The sequence below is a fragment of the Bradyrhizobium sp. UFLA03-84 genome (assembly GCF_002289535.1).
Classification (GTDB): Bacteria; Pseudomonadota; Alphaproteobacteria; order Rhizobiales; family Xanthobacteraceae; genus Bradyrhizobium; species Bradyrhizobium viridifuturi.
In genome coordinates, this window is record NZ_NSJY01000016.1 from 182449 (window position 1) to 197184 (window position 14736).

14 protein-coding genes are annotated in these 14736 nt (G+C 65.3%); 8 read left to right on the top strand and 6 right to left on the bottom strand.

Translation table 11 applies throughout. The features are described 5' to 3' along the window. Positions 1 to 3 precede the first annotated feature (3 nt). On the bottom strand, positions 4 to 177 hold the full coding sequence (locus CK489_RS41925) for a hypothetical protein (protein WP_198961068.1): 174 nt from the start codon (positions 175 to 177) through the stop codon (positions 4 to 6). A 295-nt stretch (positions 178 to 472) separates the two neighbouring features. Between CK489_RS41925 and topA the strand changes: the two genes are divergently transcribed. The 4 genes from topA to CK489_RS30850 are packed head-to-tail and all read left to right on the top strand — an operon-like array spanning position 473 to position 6834. Then, positions 473 to 3241: a type I DNA topoisomerase gene (topA, locus tag CK489_RS30835; protein ID WP_095734983.1), complete on the top strand. Its 2769-nt coding sequence runs from the start codon at positions 473 to 475 to the stop codon at positions 3239 to 3241. Next, positions 3242 to 5605, top strand: a complete 2364-nt coding sequence (gene rnr, locus CK489_RS30840) for a ribonuclease R (protein ID WP_095734984.1) — start codon at positions 3242 to 3244, stop codon at positions 5603 to 5605. It begins immediately after the preceding gene. A gap of 4 nt (positions 5606 to 5609) precedes the next feature. Then, positions 5610 to 6047 (top strand): DUF983 domain-containing protein, encoded by a 438-nt coding sequence (locus CK489_RS30845; protein ID WP_050627457.1) that lies wholly within the window; start codon positions 5610 to 5612, stop codon positions 6045 to 6047. A 37-nt stretch (positions 6048 to 6084) separates the two neighbouring features. Then, the gene (locus CK489_RS30850) at positions 6085 to 6834 is read left to right on the top strand and encodes an NUDIX hydrolase (protein WP_050627458.1); all 750 of its coding nucleotides are present in this window, start codon (positions 6085 to 6087) and stop codon (positions 6832 to 6834) included. Positions 6835 to 6861: 27 nt separating this feature from the next. On the opposite strand, the gene CK489_RS42415 is transcribed toward CK489_RS30850, so the two are convergent. Continuing rightward, positions 6862 to 7146, bottom strand: a complete 285-nt coding sequence (locus CK489_RS42415) for an SGNH/GDSL hydrolase family protein (RefSeq protein WP_245350554.1) — start codon at positions 7144 to 7146, stop codon at positions 6862 to 6864. Between the two features lie 379 nt (positions 7147 to 7525). On the opposite strand from CK489_RS42415, the gene CK489_RS30860 reads away from it, so the two are divergent. Beyond that, positions 7526 to 8851 carry an LLM class flavin-dependent oxidoreductase gene (locus tag CK489_RS30860; protein ID WP_095734985.1) on the top strand — a complete coding sequence of 442 codons (1326 nt, stop codon included), beginning with the start codon at positions 7526 to 7528 and terminating at the stop codon, positions 8849 to 8851. Positions 8852 to 8872: 21 nt separating this feature from the next. Here CK489_RS30860 and CK489_RS30865 read toward each other — a convergent pair whose 3' ends face one another. After that, on the bottom strand, positions 8873 to 9421 hold the full coding sequence (locus tag CK489_RS30865; RefSeq protein ID WP_050627460.1) for a hypothetical protein: 549 nt from the start codon (positions 9419 to 9421) through the stop codon (positions 8873 to 8875). Positions 9422 to 9641: 220 nt separating this feature from the next. Here CK489_RS30865 and rpmG point away from each other — a divergent pair, with 220 nt between their 5' ends. Together rpmG and CK489_RS30875 are read left to right on the top strand one after the other, a co-directional pair. Beyond that, positions 9642 to 9809, top strand: a complete 168-nt coding sequence (gene rpmG / locus CK489_RS30870; RefSeq protein ID WP_018271988.1) for a 50S ribosomal protein L33 — start codon at positions 9642 to 9644, stop codon at positions 9807 to 9809. 109 nt (positions 9810 to 9918) lie between these two features. Next, a complete protein-coding gene (locus CK489_RS30875; protein WP_050627461.1) occupies positions 9919 to 10449 on the top strand; it encodes a hypothetical protein in 531 nt (176 codons plus the stop codon). Positions 10450 to 10546: 97 nt separating this feature from the next. On the opposite strand, the gene CK489_RS42690 is transcribed toward CK489_RS30875, so the two are convergent. From CK489_RS42690 to CK489_RS30890, 3 genes are all read right to left on the bottom strand, one after another. Further along, complete coding sequence (locus CK489_RS42690; protein WP_283806267.1) at positions 10547 to 10678, bottom strand: hypothetical protein; 132 nt, start codon at positions 10676 to 10678, stop codon at positions 10547 to 10549. Positions 10679 to 10750: 72 nt separating this feature from the next. Continuing rightward, on the bottom strand, positions 10751 to 12148 hold the full coding sequence (locus tag CK489_RS30880) for an ammonium transporter (RefSeq protein WP_095734986.1): 1398 nt from the start codon (positions 12146 to 12148) through the stop codon (positions 10751 to 10753). 498 nt (positions 12149 to 12646) lie between these two features. Continuing rightward, positions 12647 to 13879, bottom strand: a complete 1233-nt coding sequence (locus tag CK489_RS30890) for an MFS transporter (protein WP_095734988.1) — start codon at positions 13877 to 13879, stop codon at positions 12647 to 12649. Positions 13880 to 14012: 133 nt separating this feature from the next. On the opposite strand from CK489_RS30890, the gene CK489_RS30895 reads away from it, so the two are divergent. Further along, positions 14013 to 14615 carry a TetR/AcrR family transcriptional regulator gene (locus CK489_RS30895; protein ID WP_095734989.1) on the top strand — a complete coding sequence of 201 codons (603 nt, stop codon included), beginning with the start codon at positions 14013 to 14015 and terminating at the stop codon, positions 14613 to 14615. The last annotated feature ends 121 nt before the right edge of the window (positions 14616 to 14736 follow it).

Below are 14736 nucleotides of genomic sequence, written 5' to 3' on the forward strand. Positions count from 1 at the left end.
CCTTCACGACAGCTTCCGCCGGCTGCGCGCCCGCAACTGCTCGTCAGCCTCGAGGCGCGTCATGGCGAGCAGATGATCCAGGACTTCGAATTTGTGGCGCTGGGCGAGTTTGGCGAGTTCGGTCGCGGCGGCTGCGATCAGGACCAGGGCGTCGTCGGATCCGCCCTCCCCAGCCATGTCCTCGCTCGCCGGTCGTCGCCGGCTGGGCGGCTTGCGCTTCCGGCCGCCCCCTATGCTGCTCAAAAGGCCTAATCCGATTCCCACCCTATATATAAAGAGATACGCCCTTTCCGACCGCAACTCTAGGACGCATTTTTCAACCTTTGAGATAGGAACTCCACAGTTTGAGCCCTGCTTTCAATATCTGGCGATTTGACACCGACCGCCCCAGCACCCATGTTCGCCCCGACACGGCGGGCCGCGAGTCTAGCAGAACCCGCCTTCAAGTTTTCCCGTAAGCTATTGGAATGACATGAATATCGTCATTGTGGAGTCGCCGGCCAAGGCCAAGACGATCAACAAATATCTGGGGTCCTCCTACGAGGTCCTGGCGTCGTTCGGCCATGTTCGCGACCTCCCGGCCAAGAACGGTTCCGTCGATCCGGACGCCAATTTCCAGATGATCTGGGAGGTCGATGCCAAGGCCGCGAGCCGGCTCAACGACATCGCGAAGGCACTGAAAGGCGCCGACCGCCTGATCCTCGCAACCGACCCTGATCGCGAGGGCGAGGCGATCTCCTGGCACGTGCTGGAGGTGATGAAGGAGAAGCGCGCGCTGAAGGACCAGAAGGTCGAGCGCGTGGTGTTCAACGCCATCACCAAGCAGGCCGTCTCCGAGGCCATGAAGGCGCCGCGCCAGATCGACGGCGCGCTGGTCGACGCCTACATGGCGCGCCGCGCGCTGGATTATCTGGTCGGCTTCACCCTCTCCCCGGTGCTGTGGCGCAAGCTGCCCGGCGCCCGCTCGGCCGGCCGCGTGCAATCGGTCGCACTGCGGCTAGTCTGCGACCGCGAGCTCGAGATCGAGAAGTTCGTGCCGCGGGAGTACTGGTCGCTGGTCGCGACGCTGCTGACGCCGCGCGGCGAAGCCTTCGAGGCGCGCCTCGTCGGCGCCGACGGCAAGAAGATCGCGCGACTCGACATCGGGTCCGGCGCGGAAGCCGAGGACCTCAAGAAGGCGATCGAGGCCGCGCTGTTCAAGGTTGCGACCGTCGAGGCCAAGCCGGCACGGCGCAATCCGCAGGCGCCCTTCACCACCTCGACCCTGCAGCAGGAAGCCAGCCGCAAGCTCGGCTTCGCGCCGGCGCACACCATGCGCATCGCACAGCGGCTCTATGAGGGCATCGACATCGGCGGCGAGACCACCGGCCTCATTACCTATATGCGAACCGACGGCGTGCAGATTGCGCCCGAGGCAATCACGCAGGCCCGCAAGGTGATCGGCGAGGACTACGGCAATGCCTACGTGCCGGATGCGCCGCGCCAGTACCAGGCCAAGGCCAAGAACGCCCAGGAAGCCCACGAAGCGATCCGCCCGACCGATCTCTCACGTCGCCCCGCCACCATTGGCCGCCGGCTCGATGCCGATCAGGCGCGGCTCTATGAACTGATCTGGAAGCGCACCATCGCGAGCCAGATGGAGTCGGCCGAGCTCGAACGCACCACGGTCGACATCGAGGCCAAGGCCGGCTCCCGCGTGCTGGAGCTGCGCGCCTCCGGCCAGGTCATCAAGTTCGACGGCTTCCTCGCGCTCTACCAGGAAAGCCGCGACGACGAGGAGGACGAGGATTCGCGCCGCCTGCCCGCGATGAGCGAGGGCGAGGCCGTGAAGCGCCAGAGCCTCGCCGTCACCCAGCATTTCACCGAGCCGCCGCCGCGCTTCTCGGAAGCATCGCTGGTGAAGCGGATGGAAGAGCTCGGCATCGGCCGCCCCTCGACCTACGCCTCGATCCTGCAGGTGCTGAAGGACCGCGGCTACGTCAAGCTCGAGAAGAAGCGGCTGCACGGCGAGGACAAGGGCCGCGTCGTGGTCGCGTTCCTGGAGAACTTCTTCTCGCGCTACGTCGAATACGACTTCACCGCCGATCTCGAGGAGCAGCTCGACCGCATCTCCAACAACGAGATCGCCTGGCAGCAGGTGCTGCAGGATTTCTGGCGCGGCTTCATCGGCGCGGTCAACGACATCAAGGACCTCCGCGTCGCCGAAGTGCTCGACGCGCTCGACGAGATGCTCGGCCCGCACATCTATCCGCCGCGCGCGGATGGCGGCGACGTCCGGCAGTGCCCGACCTGCGGCACCGGCCGGCTCAACCTCAAGGCCGGCAAGTTCGGCGCCTTCGTCGGCTGCTCGAACTATCCGGAATGCCGCTATACCCGTCCGCTCGCGGCCGACAGCGCCGAGAGCGCCGACCGCGTGCTCGGCACCGATCCCGACACCGGGTTCGACGTCACCGTGAAGGCCGGCCGCTTCGGCCCCTACATCCAGCTCGGCGAGCAAAAGGATTATGCCGAAGGCGAGAAGCCGAAGCGCGCAGGCATTCCGAAGGGCACCTCGCCTGCCGATGTCGATCTCGAACTGGCGCTGAAGCTGCTGTCGCTGCCGCGCGAGATCGGCAAGCATCCGGAAACCGGACAGCCGATCACCGCCGGCCTCGGCCGGTTCGGGCCGTTCGTGAAGCACGAGAAGACCTATGCCAGCCTCGAGGCCGGCGACGAGGTGTTCGACATCGGCTTGAACCGCGCCGTCACGCTGATCGCGGAGAAGATCGCCAAGGGCCCGAGCGGCCGCCGCTTCGGCGCCGATCCCGGCAAGCCGCTCGGCGATCACCCGACGCTCGGCGCGGTCGCGCTAAAGAACGGCCGCTACGGCGCCTATGTCGCGGCCGGCGGCGTCAACGCGACGATCCCGAGCGATCGCACGCCCGACGAGGTCACGCTTGCGGAGGCGATCGCGCTGATCGACGAGCGCGCGGCCAAGGCCGGCGGCAAGAAGGCCAAGAAGGCGGCGAAGCCTGCCAAGGTGGCCAAGGCCAAGCCTGAGAAAGCCAAGGCCGAAGCGGCTGACGGCGACGCCGAGGCCAAGCCCGCGAAGCAGGCTGGGTCGAAGAAGGCCGCGGCGAAAGCGGATGCGACCAGCAAGGCGCGCGCGCCGGTCGCTTCCGGTGCCAAGACGTCGCCTTCAAAATCATCGGCACCAGCGAAAGCGCCCGCGAAGAAAAGCGCCGGCAAGGCACGAGGATAAGTGAAACGAAAACCCGACCATGGCTTTCCGGGCCGGGATGCCATCGTCGCCTTCATCCGCGCCAATCCAGGCAAGGTCGGCACCCGCGAGATTGCACGCGAGTTCGGCCTGAAGAACGCCGACCGCATCGAGCTGAAGCGGATCCTCCGCGAGCTCGCCGACGACGGCACGGTCGCCAAGCGCGGCCGCAAGATCCACGAGCCGGCGGCACTGCCGCCGACCGTGCTCGCCGACATCACCGGCCGTGACAGCGACGGCGAATTGATCGCCACCCCCGCCGAGTGGGACTCCGAGGAAAACGGCACCGCGCCGAAAATCCGTATCGAGACGCCGCGGCGGCCGAAGCCCGGCACCACCGCCGGCGTCGGCGACCGCGCGCTGCTGCGGGTCGAGGTGACCGACGAGCAAGACGGTACGCCCTATCGCGGCCGCGTCATCAAGGTGATCGATCACGGACGCACCCGCATCCTCGGCATCTTCCGCCGCAATCCGGATGGCGGCGGGCGGCTGATCCCGGTCGACAAGAAGCAGGCCGGCCGCGAGCTCAATATCGCCAAGCCAGATACCGGCGGCGCCGAGGACGGCGACCTGATCAGCGTCGACCTGATCCGCACCCGCGGCTATGGGCTCGCCTCCGCCCGCGTCAAGGAGCGGCTCGGCTCCATTGCCAGCGAGAAGGCGATCAGCCTGATCGCGATCAACACTCACGACATCCCGCAGGTGTTCTCGTCTTCCGCGCTCCGCGAGGCCGAAGAGGCAAGACCCGCGACCTTGCAGGGCCGCGAAGACTGGCGCGACGTGCCGCTCGTCACCATCGATCCGCCCGATGCCAAGGATCACGACGACGCCGTGCATGCCGAGGTCGACCCCGATCTCAACAACAAGGGCGGCTTCATCGTCCATGTCGCGATCGCCGACGTTGCCTACTATGTGCGGCCCGGCTCGGCGCTCGACCGCGACGCGCTGCAACGTGGCAACTCGGTGTATTTTCCCGATCGCGTGGTGCCGATGCTGCCCGAGCGGATCTCCAACAATCTCTGCTCGCTGGTGCCGGGCGAGCCGCGCGGCGCGCTCGCGGTGCGGATGGTGATCGGCGCCGACGGCCGCAAGCGCTCGCATACGTTCCACCGCGTGCTGATGCGCTCGGCCGCAAAACTCGCTTACGCCCAGGCGCAGGCCGCGATCGACGGCAGGCCCGACGACACGACGGGTCCCCTGCTCGATCCGATCCTCAAGCCGCTGTGGGCGGCCTATGAACTGGTCAAGCTCGCGCGCAACGAGCGCGACCCGCTCGATCTCGATCTGCCCGAGCGCAAGATCCTGCTGAAGCCGGACGGCACCGTCGATCGGGTGATCGTGCCGCAGCGGCTCGACGCGCACCGGCTGATCGAGGAATTCATGATCCTCGCCAACGTCGCCGCGGCCGAGATGCTGGAGAAGAAGGCGCTGCCGCTGATCTATCGCGTGCATGACGAGCCGAGCCAGGAGAAGGTGCATAATCTCCAGGAATTCCTGAAGACGCTCGACCTGCCCTTCACCAAACAGGGCGCGCTGCGTCCGTCGCAGTTCAACCGTGTGCTGGCGCAGGTCGCCGGCGAGGATTACGAGCCGCTGGTCAACGAGGTGGTACTGCGCTCGCAGGCGCAGGCCGAATACTCCGCCGAGAACTACGGCCATTTCGGCTTGAACCTGCGCCGCTACGCGCACTTCACCTCGCCGATCCGCCGCTACGCCGATCTGATCGTGCACCGCGCGCTGATCCGCGCGCTCGGTCTCGGCGAAGGCGCCTTGCCGACCGACGAGAGCGTGGAGACGCTGGCCGAGATCGCCGCGCAGATCTCGGTCACCGAACGCCGGGCGATGAAGGCGGAGCGCGAGACCACCGACCGGCTGATCGCGCATTTCCTTGCCGACAAGGTCGGCGCCTCGTTCCAGGGCCGCATCTCCGGCGTGACGCGCGCCGGCCTGTTCGTCAAGCTCGACGACACCGGCGCCGACGGCCTGATCCCGATCCGCACCATCGGCAGCGAGTATTTCAACTACGATGAGACGCGCCACGCGCTGATCGGCACGCGCAGCGGCGCCATGTATCGGCTCGGCGACGTCGTCGACGTGCGGCTGGTCGAGGCGGCACCAGTGGCGGGCGCGCTGCGCTTTGAGCTATTATCCGAGGGCCAGGCAATTCCGCGTGACAGAAAACGCGACGGCAAGAGAGCCGATCGCCGCGCCGCGGGATTTGGCAAGGGGCCTGGTAAAGGGTCCGGCAAGAAGGCGCACAAGGAAGGGAAGAAGCGCAGCAAGAAGGACCGCAAGCCGGCAAAGTCGAAGCCCGGCAAATCGAAGCGAGGCAAGTCATGGACGTGAAGTCATGGACGTGACACCGCCGACGGTGGTCTGGACTCGCGATGCGGCCGAGCCTGAAAAGCGCGACGTGTGGAGCGCGATGAAGCGCGGGTTCCGCGGCCGTTGTCCGCGCTGCGGAAATGGCAGGCTGTTCCGCAAGTTTCTCAAATGCGACGGCCACTGCCCGGTCTGCGATCTCGACTTCTCACCGCATCGCGCCGACGATCTGCCCGCCTATCTCGTCATCGTCATTGTCGGCCATATCGTGGTACCGACCGCGCTGTGGATCGAGACCAACTATTCACCGCCGGTGTGGCTGCAACTTGCGATCTATCTGCCGTTCACGCTGTTCGCGTCGCTGGCGCTGTTGCAGCCGGTGAAAGGAGCCGTGATCGGCTTGCAATGGGCTCTGCGCATGCATGGCTTTGACGAGAATCCCCCTAGCGACATCCCGCCGGTCTAGCTAAACCGGGCCGCAAAGAAGAAATGGAAGGGATGAAATGACTGAAGCTGCCGCACCCGCCGCCGTCGTCCACCAGGGCGAAAAAGAAGCCGATCATCACGCGTATTTCCGGCCGAAGGACGCCGCGACGCTGATCCTGATCGATCGCTCCGGCGCCAAGCCGAAGGTGCTGGTCGGCAAGCGCCACGACAAGGTGGTGTTCATGCCAGGCAAGTTCGTCTTCCCCGGCGGCCGTGTCGACAAGGCCGACAACCGCGTGCCGGTCGCGGCCCCGATCACGCCCGAGCTCGAAGCCAATCTGTTGAAGGGCAGCCCGAAGATCACGCCCGGCCGCGCGCGCGCGCTCGCCAATGCCGCGATCCGCGAAGCCTGCGAAGAAACCGGGCTCTGCCTCGGCCGCAAGGTCGAGAAGACAGCGAAGCTCGACGGCCCCTGGGCGCCATTCGCCGACGCAGGCCTGCTGCCGGATCCGTCCGGCCTGTTCCTGATCGCGCGTGCGATCACTCCGCCCGGCCGCGTCCGCCGCTTCGACACCCGCTTCTTCACCGCCGATGCGTCGACCATCGCGCATCGCGTCGAGGGCGTGGTGCATGCTGATGCCGAACTGGTCGAGCTGGTCTGGGTCGAGATCGGCTCCGAGCCGCTCGCCGACGCGCACGCCATGACCAAGAACGTGCTCGCCGAGCTCGACCGCCGTCTCGCCACCGGCCCGCTCCGCCACGACGCGCCGGTGCCGTTCTTCCATTTCTACGGCGGCAAGATGCAGAAGGACGTGCTGGGGGCGTAAGCTCCGAGCGCCGCGATAGAGTGTCAGTCAGCGCACCGCGCCCACCACTGCGGGCAGCATGTGGGCGGCGACCACCCTGTGTCCCTCCGGCGTGAAGTGAATGTGATCCGGCTGCGGGTAATTGCGCAGGACCGCATTCCACCACATCGGGATTACGCGAATGTGCCGGCTGCGCAGCTTGGCTTCGATCGCAGCAAGCTCGGCGTTCTGATCCCCTCGGCCCAATCGCCTGGCGTTCCAGCCGCCACCGAAGCGGTCGAGCAGCACGATCCTGGTCCCTTCGGGGACCGCGGAATCGAGCCGGGCGAGCATGCCGGCATTGGGTATCGCCGTTGATTCCGGCGTTGGTCACGTGGACATTGCGGCCCTTGGCGGCGAGCATGACCTCCAGCTGCGCCGGCCAGGCGTCCGAACTGCTCACACCCCTGCCCGCGACATTGCTCGCGCCGATCGCAACGATCTGGGCCCGTGCTTGGCTGCCAAAACAGAACACCAGCGCGAGCAGGACGGCAAAGATCGGCAAAGGCCTCGCCGGATAATTCATGTCCCGCTCCCCAATAACGACGACACCGGGTTGAAAATATCCTCCGCTCGTCGCCCAGATTGCAAGATTCTTCTTGGCCGCCCTCATGGCGTTACCCGCCGGCCTCCCTATCTGTTCCGTTAACGACATCAAGAACGGAACGGGGCAATGGCGAAGCGTCAACTCAAGCTCGGCGCGTTCATGCGGCCGATCAGCATCCACACCGGCGCCTGGCGCTATCCGGGGGCGTGGCCCGACGCCAATTTCAACTTCGACCATATCAAGACGCTGATCCGCAAGCTCGAGGCCGGCAAGTTCGACGCCTTCTTCATGGCCGACCATCTGGCCGTGCTGAACATGCCGACCAATGCGCTGAAGCGCAGCCACACGGTCACATCGTTCGAGCCGTTCACCCTGCTCTCGGCGCTCGCGGCAGTGACCGAGAATATCGGCCTGATCGCGACCGGCTCGACCACGTTCGACGAGCCCTACCACGTCGCCCGGCGCTTTGCCTCGCTCGATCACATCTCCGGCGGCCGCGCCGGCTGGAATATCGTCACCACGTCCAACCCGGACGCGGCGCTGAATTTCGGCCTCGACGATCACATGGAGCACGCCGAGCGCTACAAGCGCGCCCGCGAATTCTACGACGTCGTCACCGGCCTCTGGGATTCCTTTGCCGACGACGCCTTCGTGCGCGACGTCGAGTCCGGGCTGTTCGTCGATCCCGACAAGATGCATGTGCTCAATCACAAGGGCAAATATCTCTCGGTGCGCGGACCGCTGAACATCGCGCGCCCGGTGCAGGGCTGGCCGGTCATCGTGCAGGCCGGCGCCTCCGACGACGGCAGGCAGCTTGCGGCCGAGACGGCGGAAGCCGTGTTCACCGGCGGCGGCAGCCTTGCCGACGGGCAGAAGCTCTACGCCGACATCAAGGGCCGCATGGAGAAGATCGGGCGCGATCCCGACCACCTGAAAATCCTGCCCGGCGCCTTCGTGGTGGTCGGCGACAGTGTCGAGGAAGCCAAGGAGAAGCGCGCACTGCTCGACAGCCGCGTGCATTACGACAGCGCGATCGCCTCGCTGTCGGTGATCCTCGGCACCGATGCCTCAGGCTTCGATCCCGACGGGCAATTGCCGCCGATCCCTGAGACCAACGCCAGCAAGAGCGGGCGGCAGCGCCTCGTCGACGTCGCCGCGCGCGACAAGCTCACGGTACGCCAGCTCGCCCAGCGCGTCGGCGGCTATGGCGGGCTCGCTTTCGTCGGCACGGCGCAGACCATCGCCGACCAGATGGAGGAATGGCTGACCGGTCGCGGCAGCGACGGCTTCAACATCATGTTCCCCTATCTGCCGCAGGGGCTGTTCGAGTTCGTCGACAAGGTCGTCCCGGAGTTGCAGAAGCGCGGGATCTTCCGGACAGAGTACGAGGGCAAGACCCTGCGCGAAAATCTGGGCCTGCCGCGGCCGAAGAACCAGTTCTTCGAAGGCTGATGATGAGGCGGCGGGTTCAAACTAGTCCGCGTCCGGCTCGGTGCCGACATAATCCTTGGCCGGCAGCTTCAGCTCGGCGCCGAGCGTGCGCGCGAACGCGTTCGCTTCGTCGCGCTTGGTGAATGAGGACACCTGGATCGGCGTCACGCCGCGACCGCCGCAGAGATTCACGTCGTACATCACGAGGCTGCAATCGGGATCGCTATCGTCGGTGATGCTGATGAACTTGAATTCGGTGAGTTGTCGCAGGCTGCGAAACCTGAGCGGACCGAACTGCTTGGTGACGACCAGCCGGCGCGTGATCGGATCGACCTCGATGAAGTAGCGCAGCGTCGCCAGGATCAGCCCGGGCAGGCCAATCACCAGCGCAAAGCCGGTCAGGAACAGCAGCCCGACCCAGTCCTCGCTCCAGTAGCCGGCCCCCGTCAGATCGGCCTTGAGGATGAGGCCGACGTAGTAGGCGAAGTAGAGGCCGCCCGCGAGGAACGGCAGCGAAGCGAGGCGGAAGTACCACTCCTTCAGCCACTCGACTCGCAGCCCCTGTTCGTCATGGGTGATCGCTACCGACATCCTGTCCTCTGCCATCAGTTGAAACTGGAACAGGCGGTAGTCGGCAGTCCGGGGCGCGAGGTTCGACGAGAATCGCCCCCTTTTGCGGCGAAACACCCCGAAATCGGGCCCGTTTCGGCCGGGAAATCCTTGACTTCTCACGGTTTGTGGCTAGTTTCCGGGCCAAACGCGGGCCGATTTGGCCGGCTCCCGATACCCCTTCATTTTCGAGGATTTGCACATGGCCAAAGCGGTCACCATCAAGGTCAAGCTCGTGTCGACGGCCGATACCGGCTTCTATTACGTCGCCAAGAAGAATTCGCGCACCATGACCGACAAGCTGGTCAAGAAGAAGTACGACCCGGTCGCGCGCAAGCACGTCGAGTTCAAGGAAGCCAAGATCAAGTAAGATCGCCTGCTTCAGACGTTTCAAACGGGGCCCTCGCGGCCCCGTTTTTGCTTTGTGGCCTAGCGTCATCCCTCATGTCTTTCGGGCAGGTCCCGGGCGCAGGGCTCACATGGTCGCAGGCTTGGACGAGGGCAATGTCGGCGGCTACTCGGTCGCCTACGGCCGCGAGGACACCTACTTTCCCGTCTATGTCACGGCCGCCCTCGCCGCGGTCTTCCTGACCGCGACGTGGATCACGGGCGCGATCTGGTGGCTGGCGCTGGCGGCGGCCGCTACCGGCTTCACCTATTACAACATCCCCCTGCTGGAGGCGGGTCGTCCCACCATCGGGGCCAACCAGTACGGCATCTTTATCCAGGCCTTCGGGCTGATCCGCTGGCGCGCCATCGCGCAGATCGACCTCGTCGAGATCGCGGAGCGGGCGATGAGCGTCCACGAATTGCAGATCGCGCTCAATGTGCCACTCGGCAGCGCACTGGTGGCCGACTGGCGCAAGCGGCCAGCCTATCGGCTGCTGATGCGCCTGCCATGGCGCATGGACCATCGCGGCGTGGTGCGCATCAATCTCGAGCCGTTCGACCGGACGCCCGACGAGATCCACCGGACGTTCCTCAGGATGTGGCGCTACTATCGCAGCTAGAGCGCGATGAGATCTGGTTGAATCGTCATCGCGCTCTGGCTCATTGTCGGGGCATGATCTCTTCGGAAAACCGCTTCGCGCTTTTCCGGATCACGCTCTAGCGGCCGCCAAACGCCTCATCAGGCAGATGCGCATCCGCGATGCGTGCATCGGGATTGTGCGTGATGGTCATGAACCAAATGAGGCTGAAGAACAGCGACCACGCTGTGTTCCAATAGAACCAGTTCATCGGATCACCTCGAACAGCTTTGATCCGTGCCAGCCGGCAACGATCGCCGGCCGGCGAGGAATGCCGCCAAGTCTACTGCACGACCTCGCCGTGCAGCGCCAGATCCAACCCTTCGCGCTCGATATCCCGCGTCACGCGAAGCCCGACGAAGAGATTGATCACGAACAGGATGATCAGGCTCACGACGGCATCATACACGAAAACCGTCGCGACGCCGATGCATTGATTGAGGAACTGCCCGGGATTTCCCTCCAGAACGCCTGCCGTTCCGCCATACTGCTCGACCGCGAACACGCCGGTCAGCAGCGCCCCGACGATGCCGCCGAGAGCATGGACACCGAAGCAGTCCAGCGCGTCATCATAGCTGAACATGCGCTTCAAGCCGGTGCATCCCCAGTAGCAGCAGACGCCGGCGGCGATGCCGATGGCGAAGGCACCGACCGGCCCGACGAAACCCGAGGCCGGCGTGATCGCGACGAGGCCCGCGACGGCGCCCGAGCAGATGCCGACGACGGTCGGCTTGCCCTTCAATGCCCATTCCACCAGCATCCAGGTGAAGCCCGCGACCGCGGTGGCGATCTGGGTCACCAGCATGGCCATGCCGGCCTGCATTCCGGCCGTGACGGCGGAGCCGGCATTGAAGCCGAACCAGCCGACCCACAGCAGCGAGGCGCCGATGAAGGTCAGCACCATGTTGTGCGCCGGCCCCGTCTCGACGCGCTTGCCGAGCATGATCGCACACATCAGGCCGGCGACGCCGGCATTGATGTGCACCACGGTGCCGCCGGCGAAATCGAGAACCTTGACATAGGCGGCGTCGTTGCCCGCGGAGAATATGCCGTCCGGCCCCCAGACCCAGTGCGCGATCGGCGCATAGACGAGGATCGCCCACAGCCCGATGAACCAGAGCATCGCCGAGAACTTCATCCGCTCGGCAAACGCGCCGGCAATCAAGGCCGGCGTGATGATGGCGAACGTCATCTGGAAGCAGATGTAGACGGACTCAGGAATGGTCGCGGCGAGCGGATTGGGATTGCCGATGCCGCCCTTGCCGATGTCGCTCAGGATGTCCTTGAGGAACATGCGATCCAGGCCGCCGATAAACGGCGTGCCGGCACGGAACGCCAGGCTGTAGGTGAGGACGGCAAACAGGATCGTGACCAGGCAGGTGACGGCGAAGCTGGTCATCACGGTGTCGCCGACGTTCTTCTTGCGCACCATGCCGCCATAGAACAGGCCGAGCCCCGGCACCGTCATCATCAGGACCAGCGCGACCGATGTGAGCATCCAGGCGGTGTCGCCGGAATTCGGCGTGCACTTCTCGAGAATCTTGCCGCCGCAGGCAGGCGGCGCCGCCGCATCTTCAGCCAGCGCAATGTCACTGAACAGCAGGCATAGAAACGCCACTCCCAGCAGAGCAATCACGATTCTCACGAGCTTCGGGCGCGTGTATGTCGCAGACTCCATCATCGTCCTCCCATCACAAGAAATGCTGGCGTTCGGAATGGGCGCGGCGCGTTCGGAGCGCGAACGCCGAAGACAGCGCGCTTTCGGTTATCGGGATCGCTCGAAGCGCCGCGGTACGGCTGGCTGGATGCGGCGAAGGCGCAGCGGCATCAGGCCGGGCGCAAGGCACAAGCGCCTCCTGCTCGGCGGCGCGGCAAAGGCCGTGGTGCGCGGATGGCTGGAGAATGACGGCGACTAGCCTCATCGCGGCCAGCCCTTCCCATGGGTCCCCAGGCCGGAACCTCAACGACGGTCCGGCATGATTTCTAGCCATATTCAATCAAGATTCGTGCCACCGGCGCGTACCGAGCAACGGATTGAATACGCAGTAAATTCAATCCGCGCGCGGAACGGCATCGCGCACCACTGCACGTTCTCGCAGCAAGCGATCGATGGAAAAATAGGCAGCAATCGACGACTGCCCTCGTATGGGGCAGTCGCCGGTTTGGCGAGATCGGAAGCTCACACGGCCTTGAGCAGCGGCGGCTGCGCCGGCCGGATCAGCGCGAAGGCGAGCTGGATGATGCCGCCGGCAAGACCGAGCGCGACGCCGATACGCCAGGCCATGGTGTAGGAGCCGAGCGCGTCATAGATCACCCCTCCTCCGTAAGCACCGAGGAAGCTGCCAACCTGGTGGCTCATGAACGCAAGGCCCTGGATCATCGCCTGCCAGCGCAGCCCGAACATCTCGGCCACCGCGCCCGCGACCAGCGGCCCGACACCCATCCAGAGGAATCCCATGATCGCGCCGAACAACAGCGTCGAACCGGGCGTTGCCGGCAGCATGAAGTACCAGGCGAGCGCCAGCGAGCGCAGGATGTAGATGCCGCCGAGCAGCGCGAGCTTGTTCCAGCGCTGGCCGGCCCAGCCGAAGAACAGCGAACCCAGCACGTTGAAGCCGCCGATCATGCCGAGCGTCTGCGCGCTCAGCATCGGATCGAGCCCGCAGATCGCGAGATACGACGGCAGATGCGTGGTGAGGAAGACGAGCTGCATGCCGCAGACCATGTAGGCGCAGGTCATCACCACGAAGGACGCGTTGCCGAACGCGGTCTTCGCCGCGGTCGCCGCCGTCGCGTTGCCGATGTCGTCACCCGCGGGCTTCGGCAGCGGGATGTTGTCGACACGACCGGCATACAACGCCGCTGGGATCATGCCGATCGACAGGATGACAAAGCCGGCGAGCCCGACGCGCCAGCCGAAACCCTCATTGAGGATCTGGCCGATCGGCGCCGACAGCAGCGCGCCGAGCGAGCCCGCGGCAGAAACCATGCCGAGCACGGTCGAGCGCACCATCTCCGGCACGGCGCGCGCGGCGACCGACATCGCGATCGCATTCGCGGTACAGGCGAGCGAAATGCCGATCAGCACGCCGGCGCCGATCATGATGCTGACGAGGCCATGCGCCGTCGTCATCAGCACGAGGCCCGCGATGTAGGCCAGCGCGCCGACCACCATGATCGGGCGGAAACCGTAACGCACGGTCATCGCGCCCGCGAGCGGCTGCAGGAAGCCCCAGGCAAGGTTCTGCACCGCGAGCGCGAGCGTGAAATGCGACACCGTAATTCCGATGTCGTGCGTCAGCGGCTGCATGAAGATGCCGAGGCTCTGCCGCAGGCCCATGCTCAGCGTGAGCATGATGGAGGCGCCGATCAGAATGGGAAGTGTGGGACGCAGGACCTGCAACAGGGGCATTGTTCTTGTTCTCCCAAAGGGGCGCGGCACGATAGCCGCAGCCTGCGATTCCCGCTTATTTTAGGTACACAGATCTGTGTAACTAGGCTATACAGAGCCGCTGTTGTCAAGCGAACAGGATCACCGCCGGCGCATGGCTTCCCCGCCTCCCAAACAGACCATGAAAGAGCGGATCCTCGAGACCGCCGACAAATTGTTCTACCTGCAGGGCATTCGTGCGATCGGTGTCGACACCATCGCGGCCGAGATCGGCATCAGCAAGCGCACGCTCTACAATCACTTCCCGTCGAAGGACGCGCTGATCGAAGCCTATCTGCAGCGCCGCTTCGTCCAGCCCCGCCCGTCCGACAAGCCGCCGGCCGAGCAGATTCTCGCAACCTTCGATTCGCTGGAGCGGCGCTTCGCGGCAAAGGATTTTCGCGGCTGCCCGTTCGTGAATGCGGTGGCCGAGCTCGGCCCGGAGGACGAGGACCGCAGCGTTCGCAACATCGCCGTCGCCTTCAAGGAAAGCCGCCGGGTCTGGTTTCGCGATCTGCTGCGGCAGCTCGGCGTCGCCGATGCGGAGGGACTTGCAACCCAGCTCACGCTGCTGGTCGACGGATCGATCGCCCAGGACCTGGTGCGCGACGATCCGGCCATGGCGCGCGCGGCCAGGGAAGCGGCGCGCGTGCTGCTGGCCAACGCCGGCGTCAAGGTCGGCGGCTCCGCGCCCGCGGACAAGAAACGCACTGGATAAATCCGGTTGCGTAGACAGGTCCGGTTTGGTTGTTAGCGGCGACGGCATGCGACGGCGTTCCCAGTTTGGATATTCCGTCCGGCGAGATTGACAGCGACCGCGCGACAACCTGCGGCACAAC

What these genes read in the sequence shown, in the direction of transcription:
- rpmG (WP_018271988.1), top strand. Translation starts at nt 9,642, where the DNA reads ATGGCCAAAGCGGTCACCATCAAGGTCAAGCTCGTGTCGACGGCCGAT.
- CK489_RS30860 (WP_095734985.1), top strand. Translation starts at nt 7,526, where the DNA reads ATGGCGAAGCGTCAACTCAAGCTCGGCGCGTTCATGCGGCCGATCAGC.
- CK489_RS41925 (WP_198961068.1), bottom strand. Translation starts at nt 177, where the DNA reads ATGGCTGGGGAGGGCGGATCCGACGACGCCCTGGTCCTGATCGCAGCC.
- CK489_RS30850 (WP_050627458.1), top strand. Translation starts at nt 6,085, where the DNA reads ATGACTGAAGCTGCCGCACCCGCCGCCGTCGTCCACCAGGGCGAAAAA.
- CK489_RS30880 (WP_095734986.1), bottom strand. Translation starts at nt 12,148, where the DNA reads ATGATGGAGTCTGCGACATACACGCGCCCGAAGCTCGTGAGAATCGTG.
- CK489_RS42415 (WP_245350554.1), bottom strand. Translation starts at nt 7,146, where the DNA reads ATGCTCGCCCGGCTCGATTCCGCGGTCCCCGAAGGGACCAGGATCGTG.
- topA (WP_095734983.1), top strand. Translation starts at nt 473, where the DNA reads ATGAATATCGTCATTGTGGAGTCGCCGGCCAAGGCCAAGACGATCAAC.
- CK489_RS30875 (WP_050627461.1), top strand. Translation starts at nt 9,919, where the DNA reads ATGGTCGCAGGCTTGGACGAGGGCAATGTCGGCGGCTACTCGGTCGCC.
- CK489_RS42690 (WP_283806267.1), bottom strand. Translation starts at nt 10,678, where the DNA reads ATGAACTGGTTCTATTGGAACACAGCGTGGTCGCTGTTCTTCAGCCTC.
- CK489_RS30895 (WP_095734989.1), top strand. Translation starts at nt 14,013, where the DNA reads ATGGCTTCCCCGCCTCCCAAACAGACCATGAAAGAGCGGATCCTCGAG.
- CK489_RS30865 (WP_050627460.1), bottom strand. Translation starts at nt 9,421, where the DNA reads ATGTCGGTAGCGATCACCCATGACGAACAGGGGCTGCGAGTCGAGTGG.
- CK489_RS30890 (WP_095734988.1), bottom strand. Translation starts at nt 13,879, where the DNA reads ATGCCCCTGTTGCAGGTCCTGCGTCCCACACTTCCCATTCTGATCGGC.
- CK489_RS30845 (WP_050627457.1), top strand. Translation starts at nt 5,610, where the DNA reads ATGGACGTGACACCGCCGACGGTGGTCTGGACTCGCGATGCGGCCGAG.